The following is an 11,170-nucleotide window of genomic DNA, read 5'->3' as shown; positions in this document are numbered from 1 at the left end:
GTCAGGTCGGCCTCGCCCGGCTCGTTCGTCGCGGCGGGTGTGGGTGGTGTGTCGGGCCGATCCCGGCCCGCTCCCGCGGTCACGTCGTCCTCGCCACGAACAGCACCGCGTGCGTGTTGGGCGTGGTCACCGCGAGCGTGCCGCCGTGGCCTGCGACGCTGGTCGCCGACGCCAGCTCCGGCAGGGCCAGCGCCCCGCCCGGACCCGACTCGTCCACCACCAGGCCACCGGGGCGCAGCGCCAGCTCCGGGACACCCGGCGCGCCCGCGGGCAGGGCGGGCACCGGGCGCAGCGCCGAGCCGTAGCGGTCGGCCACCACCTCCCACGTCTGGTCCGCCACCGCGAACCACCGGCCGTCCACCGCGTGCACCACCGGCGGGCGCCGGAACCGCCCGCCGAAGCCGGTGAACGCCCCCACCCGCCGCACCGCGCGCACGGCCAGCGGGCCGCGGGCGTTCGGCTCGGCCCACGGGTCGGCCGCCAGCGCGGCCAGGGCGTCGTCGGACACCGGGCTGGCCGCCCCCAGCGCCACCGCGCGCAGGTCCGGGGCCAGCTCGCGGGCCGCGACCAGGGCCGAGGTCCGCAGCCGGGCCAGGCCGTGCCGCCACGCCGCCACCGCGCCCGCGGCGAGCACCCGATCCGGGGAGGTCGGCGCGATGAGGCTGCCCAGCGTGCGCATGGTGCGCAGCCAGCCGGTCAGGTCGGCGTCGGACAGGTGCAGGGCCGCGTTGAGCACCGCCGCGGGCACCCGCCGCGGCGCCGCGCCGATGAACCCGGCCAGCGCGGGCAGCACGTCGAACACCGGCGACGACAGCGCGTCCCGCTCCGCGGCGGCGAAGGACAGCTCGACCAGCGCGTCGGCCACCTCGGCCGGGTCGCCGCCCGCGGCGTCGACCACCGGGCCGACCTTGGTCCGCAGGTGGTCGAGGACGTCGGCGGGCGACAGCGCCCGGTTGCGGTGCCTGGCCATCCGGAAGCGGGCGTTGTGCTGGTCGCGGCGGGCGGCCAGCGCCCGCTGGAACGGCGTCAGCCCTTCCACCGCAGCCACGCCCGGTAGTTCACGTACCGCTGGTGCAGGTACTTCAGCGCCAGCGCGTCGTCGTGGACGTGCCCGTAGAGCTTGCGCCCGCGCGCCCACTCGGCCAGCACGCCCTCGATGCGCGCCAGCCGCGCGGTCACCTCCGCCTCGCCCACGCCGTCGAGGCCGCGCTCGAACTCCGCCAGCATCGTCCCGACGGGATCGTCGGCGTCGAGGTCGAGCCGGTCGTACTCGGCGCACGCGCGGTCGAACAGGTGCCGCAGCCAGCTCACCCGGTCCGTCCGGTAGGGACGGTGCGAGGGCTGGTCGAAGGCGGGGGAGCGGTCGTCGGCGACGAGCTTGTCGTGCAGCACGAACGGCAGCACCGCGCGCAGGTCGTCCAACCCGACCTCGGCGCGGTCGCGGAAGTACGCCAACGCCTTGGCGTAGGCCAGGATGCTCTGCAGCGCGCGCACCGAGACCCCGCCGAGCGTCTGCGCGCCGAGGTCGGCGATGCGGTCGCGCCCGGTCTCGGCGGCGGCGAGCAGGTGCGGGTCGACCCCGGCCAGCCGGGCGGTGTCCTTGGTGCGGTACTCGAACTGCTCGCCAGCGCCCTCCAGCAGCTCGAACTGCGCGGTGAAGAACTCCAGCCGCCGCCGCACCGCGGCGGGCAGCGGCACGGCCAGGATCTCCGCCCACATCCGCTCGTGCTCGGCCTCGCTGAACACGATCTCCGGCGGCACCAGCTCCTCCGGCCGCAGCCGCTGCTCCACCCGCGTCACCAGCTCGCCCAGGAACCGGCTGTTGAACGGAAGCGCCTGCACCACCACGTCGATGCGGTCCTTCAGCGCGTCGATGACCTGGTAGGTGCCGCCGCCCGCGTCGTCGTTGGCCGTCAGGTACCACGCGGCGTCGGCGGCCTCGTAGACCTGGTCGAACACCTCGGCGTAGCCGTCGGACATCAGCGTCAGCAGCGCCGACTGGGTGCGGGTGGGGATGCGGTTGTACTCGTCGATGATCTTCACGCGCATCGACAGCCAGCGCCGCCACGCGATGTCGATGTCGGCCAGCCGCTCGGCGCGAACCAGGTCGGCGGGCAGCGGCGTGCCGAGCAGGTCGGCGATGGTCAACTGCGGGTGCCCGTGCTGCATCGCGCGGCGGATCTCGGTGAGCGGGTAGCCCGCGAGCACGCCCATCAGCACCGCGCTGGCCGTCTTGCCGCGGCCCGGCCCGCCCACCAGCAGGCACCGCCGCCGCACCGCGAAGGTCAGCAGCGGGATGAGCACGAAGCTGGAGTAGCTCTGTCCACTGGGGAGGGTCAGCCGGGCCTTGCTGTCGCCGAGCGCGACCCCGGTGCTGGGCCCGTCGTGGAACTCGATGTCGTAGTGCGGGCTGATGATGGCGTGGTTGACGATCCAGAAGTACGCCTGGCGCAGCTTCTCGTCCAGCGGCGCGTCTGCGGCCCGCGCCCGCCCGTACGGGCCGTCGTAGAGCGCGGCCACGTCGAACTCGTCGGGGATCGCGTGGTGCGCCCCGCCCGGCAGCGTCGGGGCGCGGGACACGTGCTGGTAACCGTCCACGGCGCACATCATGCCCGCTTGCCGGGCTAGGCAACGGCTTTCTGGTCAGCTGGCCGACGGATAGCGATGGTGCGGATGCCCGGTGTGACGACGACCGCGAGCACGGCGACCACGATCAGCACCCCGGCGCCGGTCAGGGTGGCGGGCGCGCCGAACTGCAGGGCCAGCGGCCCGATCGCGATCTCGCCCAGCGGGATGGCGATGAACGAGCCCATCGCGTCGTAGGAGTACACCCTGGCCAGCTTGTCGGCGGGCACGTTCTCCTGCAGCGAGACGTCCCACGCCACGCCGAACTGCTCGGCGGCGATCCCGCAGGCCACCATCGCCACCAGCAGCGGCACCAGCGCGGGCAGGTGGGCCAGGGTGAGCAGCGGCACCGCGGTGACCGCGATCAGCGCCGTGCCGACCAGCAGCGCCCGGCGCGGCTGCCAGCGGGTGGCGATCAGCCCGCCGACGAGCGCGCCCGCGGTCTGCGCGCCGAGGATGAACCCCCACGCCAGCCTGCCGACCGTCTCGTCGGCGACCGACGGGCCGAGCACCTGGAGCCCGCCGACGAACGCGGCGTTGACCACCAGCATCCCCGCGACCACCGACCACACCCACGGCCGGGACGCGAACTCGCGCCAGCCCGCCTTCAGGTCGGCCAGCGGCCGGGTGGGCGCGTCCACATCGACCTCGGGGGCGCGCACGCGGGCGTAGAAGAACGCGGCGACGACGAACACCGCCGCGGTTGTCGCCATCGCCCAGCCCGACCCGATCAGCGCGGTCACCAGGCCGCCGACCGACGCCCCGGTGATCATCGCCGTGTTGATCCCGATGCGGGCCAGGCCGTTGGCCTGGCGCAGCAGCTCCGGCGGCACCGTCTGCGGGGTCAGCGCCGAGGCCGCGGGCAGCGACGCGGCCGCGACCGCCCCGTTGACCACGCTCAGCACCACCAGCAGCGGGATGCTGGCGAACCCCAGCAGCACGGCCGCGGCCATCGCCGCCTGCGACCCGGCCGCGGCCAGGCTCGCCCCCTGCAGGATGACCCCGCGCGGCAGCCGGTCGGCCAGCACGCCGCCGAGCAGCAGCAGCGCCACGTTGGCCAGCGACCGCGCGCCCACCACGATGCCGAGCGCGGCGACCGAGCCGGTCAGGTCGAGGACGGCGAAGGCCAGCGCCACCGGCGCGACGGCGTTGCCGAGGAAGGTGGTGATCCGGCCGACGACGAGCCTGCGGAACATCGGGTGGCGCAGCGGCTCCCACATCCCCGGCGGCCGCCCGCCCAGCTCGTGGTGGCTGCCGTCAACCCCGCTCGCCTCGAAGTCCGCCACGTGCTTCCCCCGGTTCCATCTCGAACAGCGAGATCGTCGTGCTGACCCGGACCGTACCGGGGCTGTGCGGGGGCAGGGCGGAGCGGTGCAGCCGGTCGCTGAGCGCGCGGATCGCCTCGACGGTCTCCCGCCACAGCTCCGGGTCGACCCACAGCTCGGCGTCGGCGGTGGCGCCGTGCGCGGCGCGCAGCGCGCTGCGCCTGGTCAGCTCGGTGAGGATGGCCTGGTCCGGGCGCGGCTGGACCGGGTGCGGCCGGTGCCGGTAGCGCTTGGCGACGCCGCCGCGGATCGGCACCTCCTCCACCATCTCCAGCAGCCCGGCGTCGAACAGCTTGCGCAGGTGGTAGCTGACGTTGGCCTGCGTCCCGCCGAGTTCGCGGGCGACCTCGGCCGCGCTCATCGCCGAACCGCTCAGCAGGGTCAGGATGCGCATGCGCAGCGGGTGGGCGAGCGCCCGCATGCCGGGCAGGCTGGCGCCCGAATCCCCCTCGCTCATGGTCGCCAGTCTGCCGAATCCGCGCACCGGTGTGTCAAACGCCTCTTTGGCGGTCGGCTACTCGGGCTTGCGGCGCCGTCCGCCGGTGCCGGTGACCTGCGGCTCTGGCTTGGGCTCGGGCTTGGGGGCCTGGGCCGCCTCGGCCGCGGCCGTCATCTCGCGCAGCAATTCGTCGAAGATCGGCGTGGACATCTGACCGGCCACGGGATTACTCCAATCAACAGCATGATCCGTGCGGAACCTACATGTCGGTCCCGACAGCATGCGTCATCCGGTGGGTACACGATCGGGTATGGCCGCTAAGTTACTCATGGGTAATACTGGCGGGCATGACACTGGTTTCGCTTCAGGTCGGCAAATCGGACCACATCGCCGAGGTCACGCTGCTCGGGCCCGGCAAGGGCAACGCGATGGGCCCGGACTTCTGGCGCGAGCTGCCGGAGGTCTTCGCCGACCTCGACGCCGACCCGGACGTGCGCGCGGTCGTGCTCACCGGCAGCGGCCCGAACTTCTCCTACGGGCTGGACCTGCCCGCCATGCTGCCCTCCTGGGGCGGCCTGCTGGCCGGGGACGCCCTGGCCGCGCCCCGCACCCGCTTCCTCGACGAGATCCGCGCCCTCCAGGACGCGGTGTCCTCGGTGGCCCGCTGCCGCAAGCCGGTCATCGCCGCGGTGTCGGGCTGGTGCATCGGCGGGGGAGTCGACGTCATCGCCGCCGCCGACATCCGCATCGCCTCGGCCGAGGCCAGGTTCAGCGTCCGCGAGGTCAAGGTCGCCATCGTCGCCGACCTGGGCAGCCTCCAGCGCCTGGCCGGGATCATCGGCGAGGGCCATGTCCGCGAGCTGGCCTACACCGGCAAGGACATCACCGCCGAGCGCGCCAGGGAGATCGGCCTGGTCAACGACGTCCACCCGGACCAGCAGGCCGTGCTGGCCGCCGCCCGGGCGATGGCCGCCGAGATCGCCGCCAACCCGCCGCTGGTCGTGCAGGGGACCAAGGACGTGCTCAACCACCGGCGCGAGCAGGAGGTCGCCGACGGGCTGCGGTACGTCTCGGCCTGGAACGCCGCCTTCCTGCCCTCCCGCGACCTCGGCGAGGCCGTGCAGGCGTTCCTGGAGCGCCGCCCGCCGTCCTTCAGCGGGGAATGAGCACGCCGGGGTTGAGGACCCCGCCCGGGTCCCACGCCCGCTTGATGGCCGCGTAGAGGTCGCGCTCGGCCGCGGTGCGGGTCAGGTGCAGCCAGGGCGCCTTGGCCACGCCGACGCCGTGCTCGGCCGAGATCGACCCGTCGAAGCCCGCCGCGGTCGTCAGCACGGCGTCGGACACGGCGTGGGCGTCGGGCGCGCCGAGCACGTTGACGTGGAAGTTGCCCTCGGCCAGGTGGCCGAAGAGGACCAGGCGGGCCTGCGGGGCCGCGCCCGCGACCGCGGCGCGCACCGCGGCCTCGAACTCCGCGGCCCGGGCGGGGGAGACGGCGACGTCGAGCTTGACCGGCACGCCGCGGGCGCTGATCGCCTCGGTGTGCCCCTCCCGGTAGGCCCACAGCTGCCGCCGGTCCGCCGCGTCGGCCGCCAGCGCCGCGTCGACCAGGTCCGGCAGGTCGGCCACGGCCGCGGCCAGCGCGTCGGCCGGGTCCTGCTCGCCAGCGAACTCGACCAGCAGGTAGACCGGCGCGTCGAAGGGCGCGTCGATGCCGCGGTGCTCGCACACCATCCGCACGCCGTCGGCGTAGAACACCTCGACCGCGGCCAGCAGCGGCCCGCGCAGCGCGCCGATGGCCGCCACCGCCGCCGCCGTGGACGGCAGGCCCAGCACCGCCGTCGCCCGGTGCGCCATGCGCGGCACCAGCCGCAACCGGACCGCGGTGATGACCGCCAGCGTCCCCTCGCTGCCCACCAGGGCCCCGGTGAGGTCGTAGCCGGTGCTGTCCTTCTCCAGCTCCGCCAGCGACCCCACGACCCGCCCGTCGGCCAGCACCGCCTCCACCCCGACGACCTGGTCGCGCATCGGCCCCCAGCGCACGACCCGCAGCCCGCCCGCGTTCGTGGCCGCCATCCCGCCGACGGTCGCCGAGTCGCGGGCGGCGATGTCGACGGCGAAGTCCAGCCCCGCCGCCGCGGCGTGCGCCCGCAGCCGGGCCAGCGGCACCCCGGCGCCCGCGGTGACCTGCCCGGACACCCGGTCCACCTGGCCGAGCCCGGACAGCCGCGCCGTGCTGAGCACCACCTCGCCACCGCGCGGCACGCCCCCGCCGACCAGGCCGGTGTTGCCGCCCTGCGGCACCACCCCCACCCCGGCCGCGGCGCACGCGGTGAGCACGGCGGCCACCTGCTCCCGCGACCCCGGCCGGACCACGGCCAGCGCCTGCCCGCTGAACCGGCCGGTCCAGTCCGTCTCGTGCCCGGCGCGCAGGTCCGGGTCGGTCAGCACGTGCTCCGGCCCCAGCGCGGCCCGCAACCGCCCGACGAGATCCACGCGGCCCACGCTAGCGCCGCGGGATGTTTGGCCACGCCCGCATCCGGGTCATCCTGCGGCCAACCCCCACCGACCCACAGGAGGGCAGATGCTCACCGATCGCCGAGTGGCGTTCCTGGTCGCGCCGGAAGGCACCGAGCAGGTCGAGCTGACCGAGCCGTGGAAGGCCGTCGAGCAGGCGGGCGGCTCCCCGGAGCTGGTCTCGACCGGCAAGGAGCCGATCCAGGCGTTCAACCACCTCGACAAGGCCGACACCTTCCCCGTCGACCGCACCGCCGCCGACACCGGGGCCGACGACTTCGACGCGCTGGTGCTGCCCGGCGGGGTGGCCAACCCGGACTTCCTGCGCACCGACCCCGACGCCGTCTCGTTCGTCAAATCCTTCTTCGACCAGGGCAAACCAGTCGCGGTGATCTGCCACGGGCCGTGGACGCTGGTCGAGGCCGACGTGCTGCGCGGCAGGCGGATCACCTCGTGGCCCAGCCTCAAGACCGACATCCGCAACGCGGGCGGGGACTGGGTCGACGCCGAGGTGGTGGTCTGCGAGGGCGCGCCGAGCACCCTGGTGTCCAGCCGCAAGCCCGACGACCTGCCCGCCTTCTGCCGGACCCTGGTCGAGGTGTTCGAGCGGTCGTAACTACGCTCCGCGCGTGACGACGGAACCCGCGGACAAGATCTGGACGATCCCCAACGCCCTGAGCGTGCTGCGCCTGGCGGGCGTCCCGGTGTTCCTGTACCTGCTGCTGGTGCCGAAGGCCGACGGCTGGGCCCTGGCCATCCTGGTGCTCAGCGGGGTCACCGACTGGCTCGACGGCAAGATCGCCCGCTGGCTGGACCAGACCTCCCGGCTCGGGGTGCTGCTGGACCCGGCCGCCGACCGGCTCTACACGCTGGCCACGATCGTCGCGTTCGTCGTGCGCGACATCGTGCCGCTGTGGGTGGCCGTGGCGCTGGTGGCCAGGGACCTCGTCGTCGGCGTGTGCATCGCGGTGCTGCGGCGCAACGGCTTCGGGCCGCCGGAGGTCACCTACATCGGCAAGGCGGCCACGTTCAACCTGATGTACGCCTTCCCGCTGCTCCTGCTGGCCCAGGGCGGTTCGACGGCCGCCCAGATCGCCCGGCCGTTCGCCTACGCGCTGGCGATCTGGGGCGGGGTGCTGTTCATCTGGTCCGGTCTGCTCTACCTCGTGCAGACCCGCGCCGCGTTGCGATCTTGAGACGATCTCCCGCCGGACGGGGGAGCCACCCTCACCACTGCTGATCGCGCACGGTACGTTTGGCACTGTTCAACGGAGTCGACCCAGCAGGAGGAGAGCTCACGTGAGCACCAACGACGGGCCCGGAATCCCGCCGGAGCAGTCTCCCGAGCGGACCTCGGTCTTCCGGGCCGACTTCCTGAACGAGGGCGCCCCCACCCCGGCGCCGGAGCCCGCTGTCGCTGGTGTCGACGCCCTGCCGCACGGCTCGGCCCTGCTCGTGGTCAAGCGCGGCCCCAACGCGGGCTCGCGCTTCCTGCTGGACCGGGACACCACCAGCGCCGGGCGCCACCCCGACAGCGACATCTTCCTCGACGACGTGACCGTCTCCCGCCGCCACGCCGAGTTCCGCCGGGAGGGCGGGGAGTTCGTGGTCATCGACGTGGGCAGCCTCAACGGCACCTACGTCAACCGCGAGCCGGTCGACCAGGCCGTGCTGGCCGGTGGCGACGAGGTGCAGATCGGCAAGTTCCGGCTCGTCTTCCTGACCGGCCCGAGCGCGGGCGCGTAAGGCCGATGTCGGCGGTCGGGCGACCGACGCGGGACGGGGCGACCATCGGGGCGGTGCTGGCGCGGCTGCGCCCGGAGTTCCCCGACGTCACCATCTCCAAGATCCGCTTCTTGGAGGCCGAGGGCCTGGTCAGCCCGCAGCGCTCCGCGGCGGGCTACCGCCGGTTCTCCGACGCCGACGTCGCCCGCCTGCGGTTCGTGCTGGCCGCCCAGCGCGACCACTACCTGCCGCTGAAGGTCATCCGCGAGCGCTTGGACGCAGGCGCCGCCCTGCCCGCCGCGCCCAAGCCCGCCGCCGCCGACCGGCTCAGCCGCGAGGAGGTCATCGCGCACACCGGGGTGTCCCCGGCCCTGATGGCCGAGCTGGAGCAGTACGGCCTGGTCCGGCCCGACGACAACGGCCGCTACGACCCCGACGGCGTGCAGATCGTGCGGATCGCCGCCGCGCTGGGCGGCTACGGCCTCGAACCGCGGCACCTGCGCGCGTTCCGCGCCGCGGCGGACCGGGAGCTGGGCCTGCTGGAGCAGGTCGTCGTCCCGCTGTACCGCCAGCGCGACCAGCGCAAGGCCGCCGAGCAGGCCCGGGAATTGACCGGGCTGTCGGTGGGGTTGCATACGCTGTTGGTCAAGTCCGGTTTGCGGCGGGTGACCGGCCAGTGATCAAGCCCGTCGCCGGATTGTCCGGCATCGGCTGCCCTCGGCGGGTAGCGTCGATGCCAGGCGATAAGCGATGCTCGGTGATACGGGACGCCGGTGCCCCAGCGAGCGGAGGGAGGCGAGCCCGATGAGCAGCGAGATGCGCGTGGTGGGCGTGCGGGTGGAGCTGCCTGCCAACCAGCCGATCCTGTTGCTGCGCGAGACCGAGGGCGATCGGTACCTGCCGATCTGGATCGGGTCGGTCGAGGCGACCGCGATCGCGCTGGAGCAGCAGGGGGTGCGACCCGCCCGGCCGTTGACCCACGACCTCCTCAAGGACGTCATCGGCGCGCTCGGCCGGGAACTTGAGCAGGTGCGGATCACGGATCTGCGGGAGGGCACGTTCTACGCCGAGCTGGTCTTCGACGGCGACATCCGCGTCTCCGCCCGGCCCAGCGACTCGGTGGCCCTCGCGCTGCGGGTGGGCGTGCCCATCCACGCCGAGGACTCCGTCCTGCAGGAGGCCGGGCTCGTCATCCCCGACGAGCAGGAGGACGAGGTGGAGAAGTTCCGCGAGTTCCTCGACTCGGTCTCCCCGGAGGACTTCCGCGGGGCCGACACCTAGCCCCGCGGCCATCTCCGACCGTGCGGTTCGGCGCGCCTCCGCGCGTCGCGTTGACCCCCGGGCGGGGGCGTCTTACCGTCGGAGACGAGCCGATTCGCGCCGGTGTGCGAGCCCACCGGCGCGAGTGGCGCGGCCGAGGCGTTCCCACCGAGCGGAACGGGCGGTCTCGTTCGCCGGTCGCCAGACCGGACGAGGGGAGGCAGGCGTGTTGGAGCACGGTTCCGCAATGGGGGAGCACGCGGACGACGCCGAGCAGGGCGAGCTGTTCCCGGACTCATCGCTGCCCGACGAGCTGGTCGGCTACCGCGGCCCCGCGGCGTGCCAGATCGCGGGCATCACCTACCGCCAACTCGACTACTGGGCCCGCACCGACCTGGTGGTGCCCACCATCCGCAGCGCCCACGGCTCGGGGTCCCAACGGCTGTACTCGTTCAAGGACGTCCTGGTCCTGAAGGTGGTCAAGCGCCTGCTGGACACCGGCGTCTCCCTCCAGAACATCCGCGTGGCGGTAGACCACCTCCGCCGCAGAGGCGTCCGCGACCTGGCCAAGATCACCCTCTTCAGCGACGGCACCACCGTCTACGAGTGCACCTCCCCCGAAGAGGTCGTCGACCTCCTCCGCGGCGGCCAGGGCGTCTTCGGCATCGCCGTCAGCGGCGCCATCCGCGAAATCACCGGCACCATCCACGAATTCCCCGCCGAACGAGCCGACGGCGCCGTAATCACCGACGACGAACTGACCCAACGCCGAAAAGCCAGGTCAGCAGGCTAACCCGAACCAGGGAAGCAAGCCACCGGCGCGGAAGCCGGACGACACGGCAGCCGGAAACCCGGAAAGCCGGACGACATGGCACCCGGATAGCCGGACGGCACGGAATCCAGGAAGCCGAGACGCCGGATAGCAGCGCAACCACCCACCCAACAGGAACGCGCCCCCGCCCAAGTGTCCGATGGGGTGGACTCGCATTCGCGGGGAGCGAAACGCCGCTAAACTTGCGGGGGCGTGAACGGGCTTCGCCCGCATCGCCGCTCTTCACGCCCAAGCGGCGTTTCGCTTAGGGGTCCCCGCGAATGCGAGTTCACCCCATCGGACCCACCACCCAAGCCGCGCAACCCGCCCACCAAACCGCGCGACCCACCCACCAAACCGCGGGACGACCCACCGACCCGCCACCCCGCGCAACCACGCCACGCAGGGCAGCAACGCCGCCCAAGCCCCATCAGGCGGCCAGCACCGGACTGTGACGCCCGCCACCAAGCC

13 protein-coding genes are annotated in these 11,170 nt (G+C 73.6%); 7 read left to right on the top strand and 6 right to left on the bottom strand.

The annotated features are described in order from the left end of the window. Positions 1–79 precede the first annotated feature (79 nt). From ACWEPX_RS11950 to ACWEPX_RS11930, 5 genes are read right to left on the bottom strand one after another with little or no spacing between them, the layout of a single operon-like run. The gene (locus tag ACWEPX_RS11950) at positions 80–1,048 is read right to left on the bottom strand and encodes a hypothetical protein (RefSeq protein ID WP_451897117.1); all 969 of its coding nucleotides are present in this window, start codon (positions 1,046–1,048) and stop codon (positions 80–82) included. Next, positions 1,027–2,598 (bottom strand): hypothetical protein, encoded by a 1,572-nt coding sequence (locus tag ACWEPX_RS11945; protein ID WP_451897116.1) that lies wholly within the window; start codon positions 2,596–2,598, stop codon positions 1,027–1,029. Before ACWEPX_RS11945 ends, ACWEPX_RS11950 begins: the two co-directional genes overlap by 22 nt. 26 nt (positions 2,599–2,624) lie before the next feature. Continuing rightward, positions 2,625–3,845, bottom strand: coding sequence for an MFS transporter (locus ACWEPX_RS11940; RefSeq protein ID WP_451897212.1), 1,221 nt, complete (start codon positions 3,843–3,845; stop codon positions 2,625–2,627). 37 nt (positions 3,846–3,882) lie between these two features. After that, positions 3,883–4,407, bottom strand: a complete 525-nt coding sequence (locus tag ACWEPX_RS11935; protein ID WP_451897115.1) for an ArsR/SmtB family transcription factor — start codon at positions 4,405–4,407, stop codon at positions 3,883–3,885. A 57-nt stretch (positions 4,408–4,464) separates the two neighbouring features. After that, positions 4,465–4,611, bottom strand: coding sequence for a hypothetical protein (locus ACWEPX_RS11930; RefSeq protein ID WP_189211092.1), 147 nt, complete (start codon positions 4,609–4,611; stop codon positions 4,465–4,467). A 125-nt stretch (positions 4,612–4,736) separates the two neighbouring features. Here ACWEPX_RS11930 and ACWEPX_RS11925 point away from each other — a divergent pair, with 125 nt between their 5' ends. Then, positions 4,737–5,555 carry a crotonase/enoyl-CoA hydratase family protein gene (locus tag ACWEPX_RS11925; RefSeq protein WP_451897114.1) on the top strand — a complete coding sequence of 273 codons (819 nt, stop codon included), beginning with the start codon at positions 4,737–4,739 and terminating at the stop codon, positions 5,553–5,555. Here the strand turns inward: ACWEPX_RS11925 and ACWEPX_RS11920 are convergent. Continuing rightward, positions 5,542–6,882: an FAD-binding oxidoreductase gene (locus ACWEPX_RS11920; RefSeq protein WP_451897113.1), complete on the bottom strand. Its 1,341-nt coding sequence runs from the start codon at positions 6,880–6,882 to the stop codon at positions 5,542–5,544. The genes ACWEPX_RS11925 and ACWEPX_RS11920 overlap by 14 nt on opposite strands. 88 nt (positions 6,883–6,970) lie before the next feature. On the opposite strand from ACWEPX_RS11920, the gene ACWEPX_RS11915 reads away from it, so the two are divergent. The 6 genes from ACWEPX_RS11915 to ACWEPX_RS11890 all read left to right on the top strand — a co-directional run bounded on the left by ACWEPX_RS11915 (position 6,971) and on the right by ACWEPX_RS11890 (position 10,681). Further along, on the top strand, positions 6,971–7,519 hold the full coding sequence (locus ACWEPX_RS11915) for a type 1 glutamine amidotransferase domain-containing protein (RefSeq protein ID WP_451897112.1): 549 nt from the start codon (positions 6,971–6,973) through the stop codon (positions 7,517–7,519). Positions 7,520–7,532: 13 nt separating this feature from the next. Beyond that, a complete protein-coding gene (locus ACWEPX_RS11910; protein ID WP_451897111.1) occupies positions 7,533–8,099 on the top strand; it encodes a CDP-alcohol phosphatidyltransferase family protein in 567 nt (188 codons plus the stop codon). A gap of 103 nt (positions 8,100–8,202) precedes the next feature. Then, positions 8,203–8,649: a glycogen accumulation regulator GarA gene (garA, locus tag ACWEPX_RS11905; RefSeq protein WP_451897110.1), complete on the top strand. Its 447-nt coding sequence runs from the start codon at positions 8,203–8,205 to the stop codon at positions 8,647–8,649. A 5-nt stretch (positions 8,650–8,654) separates the two neighbouring features. Beyond that, positions 8,655–9,308, top strand: a complete 654-nt coding sequence (gene ftsR, locus ACWEPX_RS11900) for a transcriptional regulator FtsR (RefSeq protein WP_451897109.1) — start codon at positions 8,655–8,657, stop codon at positions 9,306–9,308. Positions 9,309–9,432: 124 nt separating this feature from the next. Continuing rightward, positions 9,433–9,909 carry a bifunctional nuclease family protein gene (locus tag ACWEPX_RS11895; protein WP_189211086.1) on the top strand — a complete coding sequence of 159 codons (477 nt, stop codon included), beginning with the start codon at positions 9,433–9,435 and terminating at the stop codon, positions 9,907–9,909. A 226-nt stretch (positions 9,910–10,135) separates the two neighbouring features. Further along, on the top strand, positions 10,136–10,681 hold the full coding sequence (locus tag ACWEPX_RS11890; protein WP_451897108.1) for a MerR family transcriptional regulator: 546 nt from the start codon (positions 10,136–10,138) through the stop codon (positions 10,679–10,681). The last annotated feature ends 489 nt before the right edge of the window (positions 10,682–11,170 follow it).

Source organism: Actinokineospora sp. NPDC004072 (assembly GCF_053604195.1).
This window is presented reverse-complemented; position numbering and strand designations above follow the sequence as displayed.

Coding starts and splice junctions, on each gene's coding strand:
- ACWEPX_RS11940 (WP_451897212.1), bottom strand. CDS start 3,845: ATGTGGGAGCCGCTGCGCCACCCGATGTTCCGCAGGCTCGTCGTCGGC.
- ftsR (WP_451897109.1), top strand. CDS start 8,655: ATGTCGGCGGTCGGGCGACCGACGCGGGACGGGGCGACCATCGGGGCG.
- ACWEPX_RS11925 (WP_451897114.1), top strand. CDS start 4,737: ATGACACTGGTTTCGCTTCAGGTCGGCAAATCGGACCACATCGCCGAG.
- ACWEPX_RS11890 (WP_451897108.1), top strand. CDS start 10,136: ATGGGGGAGCACGCGGACGACGCCGAGCAGGGCGAGCTGTTCCCGGAC.
- ACWEPX_RS11915 (WP_451897112.1), top strand. CDS start 6,971: ATGCTCACCGATCGCCGAGTGGCGTTCCTGGTCGCGCCGGAAGGCACC.
- ACWEPX_RS11895 (WP_189211086.1), top strand. CDS start 9,433: ATGAGCAGCGAGATGCGCGTGGTGGGCGTGCGGGTGGAGCTGCCTGCC.
- ACWEPX_RS11935 (WP_451897115.1), bottom strand. CDS start 4,407: ATGAGCGAGGGGGATTCGGGCGCCAGCCTGCCCGGCATGCGGGCGCTC.